This is a genomic window from Actinacidiphila sp. bgisy160 (assembly GCF_057707815.1).
The window spans coordinates 41,353-55,729 of the sequence record NZ_JBYIQW010000014.1; the positions used below are offsets into that span (position 1 = coordinate 41,353).

The following is a 14,377-nucleotide window of genomic DNA, read 5'->3' on the forward strand; positions in this document are numbered from 1 at the left end:
ACCAACACCCTTGACACCAACAGTGCTTTGACCCCCTACTAGCCCTTGCAAAGCGAACTTGACAACGTTGTCCAGGCGCAGAAGGGGTGCTCGCGCATATGCAGCAGAGAGCTGCCCGGCACAGATGGAGTTCCTCGGCGGTCGTGTTGGCGACCGCCTTCGCTCTGGCCGCGGCCACACAGCAAGCGGCGGTCGCCGTGCCCGAACCCGAGCCGCGCGTCGACGCCTTCGCGTCGTCGTTCGAGTCGGGTGATCCCGCGCCCGACTGGCGCAACACGGTGGACACCGCGGCGGACGGTTCCAAGCGGGCGTCGGATGTGGACGGTGGCTACAGCACCGGCATACCCGGCAACCTCAACGACCACGTCACGGACATCCGCGCCAACGGCGAGTACACGGACTCGGGCGAGGTGAAGGAGAACCTCGTCGACGCCGAGCCCGGGACCAAGTGGCTGGTCTTCCAGCCCACCGGCTGGGTGGAGTTCGACCTCGACGCCCCCGCGAAGGTCGTCACCTACGCGCTGACCTCCGCCAACGACGCCGCGGAACGCGACCCGCGGGACTGGACCCTGCAGGGCTCCACCGACGGCAAGGACTGGAAGACCCTGGACACCCGCTCCGGCGAGTCCTTCCCCGAACGGTTCCAGACGAAGTCGTACGACCTCGCGGAGCCCGCCGAGTACCAGCACTTCCGGATCGACATCACGAAGAACAACGGCGCCTCGGGCATCACCCAGCTCGCCGACCTGCAGTTGTCGACGGGCAGCACCGGCGACCCCGTACCGCAGGACATGCTCTCGCTCGTCGACCGCGGCCCGAGCGGCTCGCCGACGGCGAAGTCGGGCGCCGGCTTCACCGGCACGCGGGCGCTGCGCTACGCGGGCCGGCACACCGGCGACGGCCGGGCGTACTCGTACAACAAGATCTTCGACGTCGACGTGCCCGTCCGCCAGGACACCGCGCTGTCGTACCGGATCTACCCGTCGATGGCGGACGGCGACCGCGACTACGACGCCACCAACGTCTCGCTGGACCTGGTCTTCACCGACGGCACCTCCCTCAGCCGCCTGGGCGCCACCGACCAGCACGGCTTCGCCCTCACCCCGCAGGGGCAGGGCGCGGCCAAGGTGCTCTACGTCAACCAGTGGAACGATGTCGTGTCGCGGATCGGGTCGGTCGCGGCCGGCAAGACCGTCGACCGCATCGTGGTGGCGTACGACTCCCCCAAGGGCCCGGCGAAGTTCCGCGGCTGGCTGGACGACGTGGCGCTGAGGCCCCTCGCGCCGCAGAAGCCGAAGAAGCACCTGTCGGACTACGCGCTGACGACCCGCGGCACCAACTCCAGCGGCAGCTTCTCGCGCGGCAACACCTTCCCGGCGACGGCCGTGCCGCACGGCTTCAACTTCTGGACGCCGGTGACCAACGCGGGCACCCTCAACTGGCTGTACGACTACGCCAAGGCCAACAACTCCGACAACCTGCCCACGATCCAGGCGTTCAGCGCGAGCCACGAGCCCAGCCCCTGGATGGGTGACCGGCAGACCTTCCAGGTGATGCCGTCCACCGCCTCCGGCACCCCGGACACGGCGCGCCGCGCGCGGGCGCTGCCCTTCCGGCACGAGAACGAGACCGCCCGCCCGTACTACTACGGGGTGAGGTTCGAGAACGGCCTGAAGACGGAGATGGCACCGACCGACCACGCGGCGGTGCTGCGCTTCACCTACCCCGGCGACGACGCGAGCGTGCTCTTCGACAACGTCACCGAGCAGGCGGGCCTGACGCTCGACAAGGAGACCGGCACCTTCACCGGGTACTCCGACGTGAAGTCCGGGCTGTCCACCGGCGCCACCCGGCTGTTCCTGTACGGCGAGTTCGACGCGCCCGTCACGGAGGGCACGTCGAGCGGCGTGAAGGGTTACCTGCGCTTCGACGCGGGCGAGGACCGCACCGTCTCGCTGCGCCTGGCCACCTCGCTGATCAGCATCGACCAGGCGAAGGACAACCTGCGCCAGGAGATACCGGACGGCACCTCCTTCGAGACGGTGAAGTCGCGCGCGCAGAAGCAGTGGGACAAGCTTCTGGGCCGCGTCGAGGTCGAGGGCGCCACGCCGGACCAGCTGACGACGCTCTACTCCAGCCTGTACCGGCTCTACCTGTACCCCAACTCGGGTTTTGAGAAGGTGGGTTCGAAGTACCAGTACGCGTCCCCGTTCGCGGCGATGCCCGGTCCCGACACCCCGACCCACACCGGCGCGAAGATCGTGGACGGGAAGGTCTACGTCAACAACGGCTTCTGGGACACCTACCGGACGACGTGGCCGGCGTACTCCTTCCTGACACCGGGGCAGGCCGGTGAAATGGTCGACGGGTTCGTACAGCAGTACAAGGACGGCGGCTGGACCTCGCGCTGGTCGTCCCCCGGCTACGCGGACCTGATGACGGGCACGTCCTCGGACGTGGCTTTCGCCGACGCCTACGTCAAGGGTGTGAACTTCGACGCCGAGGCGGCGTACGACGCGGCCGTGAAGAACGCGACGGTCGTCCCGCCGCAGTCGGGCGTCGGCCGCAAGGGCATGACCACCTCCCCCTTCCTCGGCTACACCAGCACGGACACCCACGAGGGTCTGTCATGGGCACTGGAGGGCTACCTCAACGACTACGGCATCGCCGAGATGGGCAAGGCCCTCTACGAGAAGACCGGCAAGAAGCGCTACAAGGAGGAGTCCGCCTACTTCCTCAACCGCGCCCGGGACTACGTCAGCCTCTTCGACTCCAAGGCCGGGTTCTTCCAGGGCCGAGACTCCCAGGGGAACTGGCGGGTGGACTCGGCGAAGTACGACCCGCGGGTGTGGGGCTACGACTACACCGAGACCAACGGCTGGGGCTACGCCTTCACCGCCCCGCAGGACAGCCGCGGCCTGGCCAACCTGTACGGCGGCCGTGACGGCCTGGCGAAGAAGCTCGACGAGTACTTCGCCACCCCGGAGACCGCCTCGCCGGAGTTCGTCGGCTCCTACGGGGGCGTCATCCACGAGATGACGGAGGCGCGGGACGTGCGGATGGGCATGTACGGCCACTCCAACCAGGTGGCCCACCACGTGACGTACATGTACGACGCGGCCGGGCGCCCCTGGGAGACGCAGAAGAACGTCCGCGAGGTGCTCTCCCGCCTCTACACCGGCAGCGACATCGGCCAGGGCTACCACGGCGACGAGGACAACGGCGAGCAGTCGGCCTGGTTCCTGTTCTCCTCGCTCGGCTTCTACCCGCTGGTGATGGGCAGCGGCGAGTACGCCATCGGCTCCCCGCTGTTCACCAAGGCGACGGTCCACCTGGAGAACGGCGAGGACCTGGTCGTCCAGGCGCCGAGGAACAGCACGCGCAACGTGTACGTGCAGGGGCTCAAGGTCAACGGCCGCTCCTGGACGTCCACCTCGCTGCCGCACTCGCTGCTCGCCAAGGGCGGCGTGCTGGAGTTCGACATGGGCCCGAAGCCCTCGTCCTGGGGCACCGGCAAGAACGCCGCGCCGGTGTCGATCACCCAGGACGACGAGGTGCCCACGCCCCGTGCGGACGCCGTCAAGGGCGACGGCGCGCTGTTCGACAACACCTCGGCGACGGACGCGGCCGTCACCACCGTGGACCTCCCGGTGAAGGGACGCACCAAGGCCGTCCAGTACACGCTGACCTCGTCGTCGGACCGCGCCAAGGCCCCGGCCGGCTGGACGCTCCAGGGCTCCCCGGACGGCACGCACTGGAAGACCCTCGACAAGCGCTCCGGTAAATCCTTCACCTGGGACCGCCAGACCCGGGCCTTCTCGGTCGTCTCTCCGGGCGGCTACACCCAGTACCGCCTGGTCCTGGACGCCGAGTCGACCCTGGCGGAGGTGGAGTTGCTCGCCTGATCCGCGCATGGCGAGAGGGCGGGCGCGCAGTGGACTCCGCGCCCGCCCTCCTCGCGTCAGGGGGCCAGCAGGTTCAGCCAGGTCCCCATCCGTACGGTGCCGTCCGCGGGCAGTGCGCGGGAGGACTGGAAGGAGCGCACCGCGGCGTCCGTCGCCGGGCCGAAGGTGCCGTCGACGGTCAGTCCCGCGCCGCGGGTGTTCAGCAGGTACTGCACGGCGGAGACCGCGGGACCCGAGTCGCCCTGCTTCAACGTCGCGACGACCAGGGCCTGCCAGGTCGCGGGGCCGACCACGCCGTTCGAGGGCAGACCGCGGGCGGTCTGGAATGAGCGGACCCCGGCGGCGGTGGTGATGCCGAAGACCCCGTCCACGGCGAGTCCCACCCCGCGGGCGTTCAGCAGGTACTGCAGGGCCCTGACCCGGGTGCCGCTCTGCCCCTGCTGCAGCAGGGGCCAGTCGGGCGCGGGCGTCCCGGCGCCGGTGGGCAGCGGGAACGGGAGCGGGAGCAGCAGTTGGGTGTTGCGGGCCGTCGGCGCGCCGCGCCGCAGGTCGATACCGCGGCCGACGGACTGGATGTCGTTGGCGGCCAGTTCGCGCGCCAGTGCGGCAAGCGTGGCGGGGGTTCCGGTGTCCCCGCCGTACGACAGCGGCGCGTCGGCGTCGACCATGGTGGTGAAGATCGACAGGTAGCCGCCGCCCTCGGCGATCTCGACGATCCGGGACTGCACGGGCCAGTCGATGTGCGAGGCCGTGTTCACCTCCCAGAAGCCGGCGCTGAGCGCGGAGGTCCACGCCGGCTTGTGCGCGGTGATGTTGTTGGTGTGCGTGTGGCCGTCCACCATCAGCACGACGTTCGGGAAGCGCAGCAGCTTGTCGCGCAGGTCGGCACCGTTGTAGGGGGCGTCGTCGTCGGTGTTGTCCATCGAGTCGAGCGTGTGGTGGCAGCAGACGACGATCAGCTTGTCCTTGACCCCGGGCTGCGTGACGACGGTGCCGGGACCGGTGCCGTTGGCTCGGTCCGTCTCGTAGCGGGAGCTGTTCGCCTTCAGCTGTGCGTCCAGCCACTCCCACTGCGCCTCGTCGAGGGCGCCGTTCGCGCCGCCGCTCGCGTTGGTGGTGTCGAGCACGAGGACCTGGACGAGGTCGGAGGGGCCGGAGGGTATGGCGTAGTAGGCCCGGTCGCTGCCGGAGGTGAAGCCGTGTCCCGCGGGGGTGCCGGTGGTGCGGAAGTGCTCGGCGACGAACTCGCGGCGCTCCAGCAGGCGTCGTGCGGGGTCGGCGGTGACCTTCTCGGTGTCGAGGGTGAAGTCTCCGGTGATGATGTCGGTCAGCAGCTCGATGTAGTAGGCGGGCCCGTTGTCGAAGACGTCGGGGACGCCCTCGATCTGCGTGATCTTCGTCGAGCCGGTGGCGATGCTCTTGAGCGGGTCGAACGGCAGCACGTCCGGGGCGACGTTGCCCTGGACGAGCCCGTCGTGGTTGCCGTAGGCGGCGTACCAGGGCATGCGCAGCCCGCCGGCGGTGAAGGGCCTGCGGGCGGCGGTGAGCAGCCCGGTCACCAGGGGGAAGCCGGCCAGCTCGTTGTTGTCGGCCGGGCTCTGCCGGGCCTGCGGGTGCCAGTAGTGGACGTCGCTGCCGAACCGTCCGCTGCTCACGCTCTCGTCGAGGGCGAGGTTGCCCGAGTCCGGGGTGACCGTGTTGCCGTCCAGCAGGTCGATGTACCAACGGGTCTCGTTGTACTGGCAGTTGTCGACCGCGTCCCCGGTGACGACGGTGAAGGCCAGCGGCGCGCCGGTCCGCGGCCCGCGGCCGATCTGCCGGACGGCGCGGCACATGGCGTCGGTCGTCTGGGTCGACAGGAACTCGTGCGCCCGGTAGGCGGACTCGGTGGGATAGGAGTTGTAGTGCGGCGGGCCGTAGTCGGCGAGCCGGTCGAGGCACTCGACGCGCAGCGGTGACTGGTCGTCGACGATGTGCAGGTCGGACATCTGGGCGAAGGCGATCAGCGACCGGGTCACCGTGGGCGCGGTGACGTTGGCCAAATCCTTGCGGACGAGGTGGGGTTCGCCGGGCCCCGCGACGATGCCGCGGTAGCCGGACCCGAGGTCCGGGCCGCGCAGCAGCGTACGATCCAGGGTCGACAGGCCCGGGGGTACGGAACCGTCGTCGGCGGTGGTCAGTGGGGCGGCGGCCGCCAGGCCGGCGAGGCCACCCGGGGCGACGGTGGCGGTCACCACGCTCATGGCGGTCGCCATCAGCATTCTTCGGCGCGTCAGAGACATTCCGCATCCTGTTCGGTCGTCAGCCGCCGTGCGCGGGCAGCACGGCATGGCGAGGGGGAGACGAGGGAGGCGCGCGAACCACCCGGTCGTGGAGCTGAGGACCGGGCCGCGCCAAGCGTGGCAAAGGGAGGGCCCGGACCGCAAGGAGTGGTTCAGCCACTCATCCACTTTGTCACTGACTCACCTTGTGGTAGCGGCCGGTGACGGCACGCCACGACCCCGCACGGGCCTTTCGGCACGGCCGTACGGGGTCGGCGGAGGGGGCCGGCCGGGCCGGCCCCCTGGTGCGGGGAGGCGGGTGGTCAGCTGTTGGCGTTCAGGACGGGGTAGTAGCCGCTCGAGTGGCCCTTGGCGGTGGGGTGGTAGGACTCCCAGCTCGGCGAGACCACCAGGGAGTGCAACCAGTCGTCGCCGGAGCACAGTTCGTGGCCGTTGAAGGTCCCCCGGACGTCGCCGAAGACGAAGCCGTGGGCGGCGGCCCGGGCGGCGATGACGCCGTCGAGGACGTCCGCGGCCTCGTCGATCTTGCGGTGCTTGGTGTCGGACAGCCCGACGCACAGGACGTTCAGGGTGTACACGCGGGGATAGCCGAGGACGACGACCTTGGCGTTGGGGGCCTTGGCGCGGATCGCGTCGTAGGTGGCGTCCAGACGGGCGGGCAGGGTGTTGCGGGCGTAGTTCTCCGCCTGGTTGACCCGGTTGACGCAGTCGGTGTCGGAGCCGATCACACAGGTCGTCATGACGTCCGAGAAGCCCGCGTCGTTGCCCCCGATGGTGAGGGAGACCAGACCGGTGGAGGCGTTCAGCGGACCGAGCTGGTTGTTGGTCACGTCCGTGGTCACCGCACCCGAGCAGGAGGTGTCGGCGAAGGATGAGGGAGCGTGGGCGTTCTTCCAGAGGTACGGGTACGCGCTGAAACTCCGGTGGCAACTGCCGCTGGCGCTGTCGTAGTTGCCCGCGCCGTTGCCGGCGGAGTACGAGTCCCCCAGCGCGACGTAGGCGGGCCCGGCGGCGTGCGCCGGGGTGGACCAGAGCAGGCCGAAGGCCAGGGTGACGAGCAGGGTGGTCAGGGCCGACAACGACGTGGTGCGTCTCACGGAACCTCCCTGGGCGGAGAGTTGACTACCACTTGGTAGCCCCTGACCCGGACGATTGGGAAGTGTCCATGACAATAAAATGTTAAAATTTCTCCGCGCGTAGATCTCGCGTTCGGCCGACCGTGGCCTCCGGGCCGCCGGGGCGCCGGGCGGCTGATGGCAGGATGCTTGCGGTAGAGGCCGGTCACGCCACCGGGCGGGAGAGCAGGAGGAGGCCCGTTGAGCCGCGGGAAGAATCATCACGTCGTCGTGCTCGTGCTGGAGGGCGCCAAGCCGCTCGACGTCGGGATCCCGGCGCAGGTGTTCGCCAACCGCCCGAGCATGCCCTACGAGGTGCGGGTGTGCGGCGCCGCGCCCGGGCTGGTGACCGGCGGGGACGGACTGTCGTACCACGTGGCGGAGGGGCTCGAGGCCTTCGAGGACGCCGACACCGTCTTCATCCCCGGCTACCGGGAGCCGGCGGGCGCCGAACCGCCCGCGACGGTCGTCGGCGCGCTGATGGCTGCCCACGAACGCGGTACCCGGCTCGCGGCCATCTCGACCGGGGCGTTCGCGCTGGCGGCGACGGGCCTGCTCGACGGCAAGCGGGCCACCACCCACTGGCACTACACGAAGGCCCTCGCCGAACGGCATCCACTGGTGCGGGTGGACGAGAACGTGCTGTTCGTGGACGAGGGCGACGTGCTCACCTCGGCCGGAGCGGCCTCCGGCATCGACCTGTGCCTGCACCTGGTGCGGCGCGACCACGGCGTCGGCCTGTCCAACCACGTGGCGCGGCGCCTGGTGGCGGCGCCGTACCGCAGCGGGGGCCAGGCCCAGTACGTCCCCCGGAGCGTGCCCGAGCCGCTCGGCGACCTGTTCGCGAGCACCCGCGAGTGGGCACTGGCGCACCTCGCCGAACCGCTGACGCTCGAGACGCTCGCCCGCAACGCCCGGGTGTCGGCGCGCACCTTCTCACGGCGGTTCGTGGAGGACACCGGCTACACACCGATGCAGTGGGTGCTGCGCGCCCGGGTCGACCTGGCGCGCGAACTGCTGGAACGCACCGACCTGGGTGTGGAGCAGATCGCCGACCGCGTCGGCCTCGGCACGGGCGCGAACCTGCGCCTGCACTTCCACCGCATCCTCGGCACCTCCCCCACGGAGTACCGGCACACCTTCTCGGCCTGAGTGGCGAGATCCTTGCGACCGGTGGCGAAAGGTATGGCGCGATACTTGCGCATGCTGTCGTTCTGGCCACTGCCGGGGCGGCGCCCCAATGCCGACCATGGAGGCGGCAACGAAAGGAAACCTCCATGACCCGCATCGCCGTCAACGGATTCGGCCGCATCGGGCGCAACACCCTGCGCGCCCTCGTCGAGCGCGGCAGCGACCTCGAGGTGGTCGCCGTCAACGACCTCACCGCACCGGAGTCCCTCGCGCACCTGCTCAAGTTCGACAGCTCGCTCGGCCGGCTCGGCCGCACCGTCGAGGCGGACGGCTCCGATCTGGTCGTCGACGGCCGCCGGATCAAGGTGCTCGCCGAGCGCGAGCCGGCCAAACTGCCCTGGGCAGAGCTCGGAGTCGACATCGTGCTGGAGTCCACCGGGCGCTTCACCTCGGCCGACGCCGCCCGCGCGCACCTGACCGCCGGTGCCGAGCGGGTCCTGGTGAGCGCCCCCTCCGACGGCGCCGACGTCACCCTCGCCTACGGCGTCAACACCGAGGAGTACGACCCGGCCCGGCACGTCATCGTGTCGAACGCCTCGTGCACCACGAACGCCCTGGCCCCGCTCGCGTCGGTGCTGGACGACCTGGCCGGCATCGAGCACGGGTTCATGACCACGGTGCACGCCTACACCCAGGAGCAGAACCTCCAGGACGGCCCGCACCGCGACATGCGCCGCGCCCGCGCCGCCGGCGTGAACATCGTGCCCACCACCACCGGTGCCGCCAAGGCCATCGGCAAGGTGCTGCCGAAGCTCGACGGCAAGCTCTCGGGCGACTCCATCAGGGTCCCCGTGCCGGTGGGCTCGATCGTGGAGCTCAACACCACGGTCTCCCGCGACGTCACCCGCGAGCAGGTGCTGGACGCCTACCGGGCCGCCGCCGACGGCAAGCTGAAGGGCATCCTCGACTACGCCACCGAGCCGCTGGTCTCCAGCGACATCACCGGTCACCCGGCCTCGTCCATCTTCGACGCCGCCCTCACCCGGGTCGACGGCCGCCACATCAAGGTGGTGGCCTGGTACGACAACGAGTGGGGCTTCTCCAACCGCGTCGTCGACACCCTCGAACTCCTCGCCCGCGGCTGACCACCGGGCGGGGCCGGCAGCACGTGCCGGCCCCGTCGCCGCCGGCCCCGCGGTGGTCGGGGGCTCTTGGTGCCGGTCTGTGCCTGGTGGTGTTCGGAGTCGTCGGCGAAGTCCCCGCCGAGGCCACGCGGCAGTCCTCCGTGAGCGTCGCCTCACCCGTCGTCTCCGGCGATGAAGCCGCTCGGAGGTTGAGCTGCCACCGTGGGACGCCCCGGGGCTCCTCTCCCCGGAGCGTCCCACGGGCCACCTCGGGCTCAGCGTCCGAGGAGGAAGTCGTGGACCGCCTGGCGGCCCTCGTCGCTCGTCGCGCGGCTCTGGACGGAGTGGGCGGCGCCGTGGACCACGACGACCTCGGCATGCGGGGTCAGCTTCTTCTGGTCGTAGAGCCATTCCAGGGGCGTCGACAGGTCCCGGTCGCCGCCGAGCAGCAGCACCGGGACGCCGGGGAGGCGGCGGTGGGCGGCGGGCAGCGGCGGGGCCGGGGTGCGGGGCCAGTCGAGGCAGCTGAGCATGGAGCCGAGGCCCGTCGCCGTGGCGGCGTCGAAGGGGCCGTGGTCGGCCGGGGTGAGTTCGCCGGCCGCCTTCTCCAGCGCGTCCCGGCGGCCGGCGACCGGGGCGTCGGACCGGCCCCAGGGGTAATGGCCGTCGAGGCACAGCGTCGCCGCGTGGAGTCCCTGGCTGAGTTCCTCAGCGGACGCCGCGTTTCCCTGCCGTGTGCCCTGGATGAGGCCGTTCAGCAGTCCGGGGGCGCCCTCGGCGGCCTGGTGGAGGGCGTCGATCATGTCCGCGTAGTCCGGGTCGACGAACTCCCATGTGGTGATCGCGTCCAGGACGTCGACCCCGTTGCCGTAGGTTGCCACGACCTCGGCCAGGTCCGCCGCCGGGTCCGTGGTGCAGCCGATGCTCTCGCAGGCCTGCCTCAGCACGCGCGGCGCGGCCCGCATGGCGGCGAGGTCCATCGGATCGTAACCGGTCTGCGGCACCACCGAGTCCAGCACCATCCGGGCCACGCGCCCGGGGTGGGCGAGGGCGTACCGTTCGGCGGTGTACGTGCCGTACGAGACCCCGTCGAGGGTCATCTTCCGTACGCCCAGCGCACGCCGCAGCAGTTCCAGGTCGGCGACCGTGTCGCCGGTGGCGTAGAAGCGGCGGTTCGGGCCGATGGCCGCGGCGCAGTCCCGCACCGCGTCCGCGGTGGGCGGTGTGAGGTCGGACGCCCCCATCTGCTCCTGCAGCCCGGGGCATTGCAGCGCGGTCCCACCGGTGCCGCGCTGGTCGATCATGACGAGTCGGTAGTCCTTCAGCACCGGCGCCATGGCCTTGCCGATCCCTTCCACGAAGGGGACGCCGGGCTGCCCGGGGCCACCGGTCAGGAACAGCAGGACGCCCTTGGGGGCGTCCACGTTGTCCCCCATGGCGACCTTCAGGCCCAGCCGGCCGCGCACCGCACCGCTGTGGTCGAGCGGGACCGTCAGCGTGGCGCAGCTGAAGCCGTCCAGGCCGGGGCAGGCCGCGGTGCCGGAGAGCCCCCCGCTCTCCCCGGCCGGCCCCGCGGTGCCCCGGCCCTGCGCGGACGACGTACAGGTGCCCGACACCATCAGCAGGCCGGCGGCGGCCAGTGCCACCGCCGCCCGTGCTCCGGACCTCCGCGTCCCCCGTGCCTTCCCGGCCCCGCGCTTCGCCCGCATCGCACGCACCCCCGCCCTCCGGCGTCGTCTGTGACCCTGCCGTCCGTCGGCCATCAGACTGCGCCAAGGGGGCTCGCCACGGCGAGAGTCCGTGCCACGATTCGAGCACGTTCGAAGGAATCCGGGTTACCGGACGGCAGGGAGCAGGATGATAGAACTCACCGTGGACGCGGCCGGGTTGGCCCGTTCCCACTTCGCCGTCTCACCGCTGCACGAGGTCGCGGCGACGTTGCTGCCGTGGGGCCTGCGCCCCGGTCCGGAGGCCGATCCTTGGGTGACGCGGGCCCGTCGCGTACTGCGCCGTGCGCGGCTGCCGCTGCTGTCGGAGCTCGCGCTCGACGGGAGCGGCTACTTACCGGACTTCCTCAGCCCGCATCCGTCCGGGCCCTCCCCCACCGTCGAGGAGGAGCTGGAGCGCGTGCGGGCCACACCGCCCGGGCGTGTCCTGGGCGAGTTGGAGGCGCTGCGCGACGGCCGGCCCCGCAACGGGCTGGCCGGATCGGAGCTGCCGCCCGGGGTCCGGCGGGCGATGGCGCGGGGCGGCGGGCACGTCGCCCGGCAGGTCGCGGAGGAGCTGCGGCGGTACTGGGAGCTCGCGTTCGCCCCGCACTGGCCCGACGCCAAGGCCGCGCTCGACGCGGAGGTCGACCGGTGCGCCGGCGTGCTGGCCCGGCAAGGAGCCGCCGGGATGTTCAACTCGCTGCACCCCGGGATCCGGTGGACCGGCGGCACGCTGCGCGTCGAGAGCCGGTTCTCGGTGGGGATCGCCGCGCCCCTGGTGATCGTGGTGCCGTCGCTGGTGGCGGGGGCACCGGGCGTGGCCGTGGATCCGGTGCGGGGCGGACGGCGGCCGCCGATGGTCGCCTACCCGGTACGGAACAGGCCGGCCGCGCCGGTACCCCCTTCCGCCGAGCTGGCGGGCCTGCTGGGCCCCACCCGCGCGGGGCTGCTCGGCGCGCTGGCGCGGCCGGCGTCCACCACGCAGCTCGCGGCGCGTCACTTCCTCAGTGCCGCCACGGTCTCGTACCACCTGGGCGTGCTGCACCGGGCCGGTCTCGTGTCCCGCTCGCGGTCGGGCCGGACGGTGCTGTACCGGCGTACGCCCGCCGGATCGCGGCTGACGGGCAGGGGCTGACCCCGGCGCCCCCCGGCGGTCCCGGAAACCCCCCGCCCGCCGCGGGGCGGACCAGGGGCCGGCGATCAGGCTGTGACGGTCTCGGCGGGCAGGGCCAGGTCGAGATCGACCAGCCGCTCGTCGCCGGCGTGCGTGGCCGCCGAGGCGAGGGGGCCGTGCCCCGCCGCGCGCGCGGCCAGCACGTACGCGCCCCCGGCCGGGACGGCGAGCGCGTAGCTGCCGTCCTCCGCGGAGAGCGCCGCGCCGGCCTGCCGGCCGCGGCGGTCGATCAGGGTGACCTTGGCACGGGCGACCGGGGCGCCCCCGGCGCCCACGACCCGGCCCCGGAAGCCGCGCAGGACCTGCTCCGCACGCGCCAGGCCGGCTTCCTCCTCGCCGCCCGCGCGCACCCGCAGGCCGGTCCGCCGGCCGGGCAGGCCGACGGCGAGCAGCAGGCCGACGAGGACGGCGCCCGTGGCGATGAGGAACGAGAGGCGGAACCCGTGCATGGTCGGGAGGGCGACGCCGTTCACGTGCTGCGCGCTGTTGGCGAGGACCATGCCGATCACGGCGCTGGACACCGAGGTGCCGACGGAGCGCATCAGGGTGTTGAGGCCGTTGGCGGCGCCCGTCTCGGAGGGCGGCACCGCGCTGACGATGAGCGCCGGCAGCGAGGAGTACGCCAGGCCGATGCCGGCGCCGAGGATCACCGAGGTGAGGACCGTCTGCCAGACGGCGTCCATCAGGCCGATGCCGCCGCCGTAGCCGGCGCCGATCACCAGCAGGCCGGTGATCAGCGTGATCTTCGGGCCGAAGCGGGCGGACAGGCGGGCGTAGACGGGGGCGGTGAACATCATCGTCAGGCCGAGCGGGGCCACCGCCAGACCGGCGACGAGCATGGACTGGCCGAGGCCGTAGCCGGTGGCGGCGGGCAACTGGAGCAGCTGGGGCAGGACCAGCGAGACGACGTAGAAGCTGACCCCGACCATGATCGAGGCCAGGTTGGTGAGCAGCACTTCACGGCGGGCGGTCGTGCGCAGGTCGACCAGCGGGGCCTTCACCCGCAGTTCCATCACGCCCCACAGCAGCAGGACGACGGCGGAGGCGCCGAACAGTCCGAGCGTGGTGCCGGAGGACCAGCCCCAGTCGCTGCCCTTGGTGATCGGCAGGAGGAACAGGACCAGGCCGGCGGACAGGCCGAGCGCGCCGAGCAGGTCGAAGGAGCCCTTCGCACGCATCGGGGACTCGGGCACGACGGCCAGGGCGAGGACGATGGCGAGCACGCCGAGAGCGGCCGCGGCGTAGAAGAGCGCGTGCCAGTTCGCGTGCTGGGCGATCAGCGCCGCGCCGGGCAGCGCGAGACCGCCGCCGACGCCGATGGAGGAGCTCATCAGGGCCATCGCCGAGCCCAGCCGCTCACGCGGCAGCATGTCGCGCATCAGCCCGATGCCGAGCGGGATGGCGCCCATGGCGAAGCCCTGCAGCGTACGGCCCACGATCATGGTGAGCAGCTGGCTGGTGGCGGCGCTGATCACGGCTCCCACCACCATGACCGAGAGGCTGCCGATCAGCATGCGGCGCTTGCCGTAGAGGTCGCCGAGGCGGCCCATGATCGGGGTGGCCACGGCGCCCGAGAGCAGGGTGGAGGTCAGCACCCAGGTCGCGTTGCTCGGGGCCGTGTGCAGCAGCTGCGGCAGGTCCTTGATGACCGGCACGAGCAGGGTTTGCATGACCGCGACAACGATGCCCGCGAAGGCGAGTACCGGGACGACCGCCCCACTGGCTCTCCGGGCGGGCAGGTCGGTCGTCGTGAGCGTCATGGGGCGGGGCCTCCGGGCAGAGGTCGGGACCGTGGTGGTGGTCGTGCGTGCGGCGTACCTGACGTGCAACCCCGTATGCCAAGGCAACTATTCCGTCACCCGGAAGTCACAAAACACGCTTTTGACTGGATTGTTCGACTTTAGCACCAACGTGATCGGGCCCCTTGGGTCTCAGCA

At 71.5% G+C, this 14,377-nt stretch carries 8 protein-coding genes; 4 read left to right on the forward strand and 4 right to left on the reverse strand.

Features of this window, described 5'->3' with window-relative positions:
- Positions 1-98 precede the first annotated feature (98 nt).
- Positions 99-3,905, forward strand: a complete 3,807-nt coding sequence (locus AC3EUJ_RS14375; protein WP_431961581.1) for a GH92 family glycosyl hydrolase — start codon at positions 99-101, stop codon at positions 3,903-3,905.
- A 56-nt stretch (positions 3,906-3,961) separates the two neighbouring features.
- On the opposite strand, the gene AC3EUJ_RS14380 is transcribed toward AC3EUJ_RS14375, so the two are convergent.
- Both AC3EUJ_RS14380 and AC3EUJ_RS14385 read right to left on the reverse strand, forming a co-directional pair.
- Positions 3,962-6,187: a TIGR03767 family metallophosphoesterase gene (locus AC3EUJ_RS14380; protein ID WP_431961582.1), complete on the reverse strand. Its 2,226-nt coding sequence runs from the start codon at positions 6,185-6,187 to the stop codon at positions 3,962-3,964.
- Positions 6,188-6,489: 302 nt separating this feature from the next.
- A complete protein-coding gene (locus tag AC3EUJ_RS14385) occupies positions 6,490-7,284 on the reverse strand; it encodes an SGNH/GDSL hydrolase family protein (RefSeq protein WP_431961583.1) in 795 nt (264 codons plus the stop codon).
- A gap of 219 nt (positions 7,285-7,503) precedes the next feature.
- Here AC3EUJ_RS14385 and AC3EUJ_RS14390 point away from each other — a divergent pair, with 219 nt between their 5' ends.
- Positions 7,504-8,454, forward strand: coding sequence for a GlxA family transcriptional regulator (locus AC3EUJ_RS14390; protein ID WP_431961584.1), 951 nt, complete (start codon positions 7,504-7,506; stop codon positions 8,452-8,454).
- A gap of 125 nt (positions 8,455-8,579) precedes the next feature.
- On the forward strand, positions 8,580-9,578 hold the full coding sequence (gene gap, locus AC3EUJ_RS14395) for a type I glyceraldehyde-3-phosphate dehydrogenase (protein ID WP_431961585.1): 999 nt from the start codon (positions 8,580-8,582) through the stop codon (positions 9,576-9,578).
- A 254-nt stretch (positions 9,579-9,832) separates the two neighbouring features.
- Here the strand turns inward: gap and AC3EUJ_RS14400 are convergent, their stop codons facing one another.
- Positions 9,833-11,203 carry an alpha/beta fold hydrolase gene (locus tag AC3EUJ_RS14400; protein ID WP_431961586.1) on the reverse strand — a complete coding sequence of 457 codons (1,371 nt, stop codon included), beginning with the start codon at positions 11,201-11,203 and terminating at the stop codon, positions 9,833-9,835.
- A 211-nt stretch (positions 11,204-11,414) separates the two neighbouring features.
- Between AC3EUJ_RS14400 and AC3EUJ_RS14405 the strand changes: the two genes are divergently transcribed.
- Entirely contained in the window at positions 11,415-12,401 is a 987-nt protein-coding gene (locus tag AC3EUJ_RS14405) for an ArsR/SmtB family transcription factor (protein WP_431961587.1), read from the forward strand.
- Positions 12,402-12,466: 65 nt separating this feature from the next.
- Here the strand turns inward: AC3EUJ_RS14405 and AC3EUJ_RS14410 are convergent, their stop codons facing one another.
- A complete protein-coding gene (locus AC3EUJ_RS14410; protein WP_431961588.1) occupies positions 12,467-14,200 on the reverse strand; it encodes an MFS transporter in 1,734 nt (577 codons plus the stop codon).
- Between the last annotated feature and the right edge of the window lie 177 nt (positions 14,201-14,377).

What these genes read in the sequence shown, in the direction of transcription:
- AC3EUJ_RS14375 (WP_431961581.1), top strand. Translation starts at nt 99, where the DNA reads ATGCAGCAGAGAGCTGCCCGGCACAGATGGAGTTCCTCGGCGGTCGTG.
- AC3EUJ_RS14380 (WP_431961582.1), bottom strand. Translation starts at nt 6,187, where the DNA reads ATGTCTCTGACGCGCCGAAGAATGCTGATGGCGACCGCCATGAGCGTG.
- AC3EUJ_RS14410 (WP_431961588.1), bottom strand. Translation starts at nt 14,200, where the DNA reads ATGACGCTCACGACGACCGACCTGCCCGCCCGGAGAGCCAGTGGGGCG.
- gap (WP_431961585.1), top strand. Translation starts at nt 8,580, where the DNA reads ATGACCCGCATCGCCGTCAACGGATTCGGCCGCATCGGGCGCAACACC.
- AC3EUJ_RS14405 (WP_431961587.1), top strand. Translation starts at nt 11,415, where the DNA reads ATGATAGAACTCACCGTGGACGCGGCCGGGTTGGCCCGTTCCCACTTC.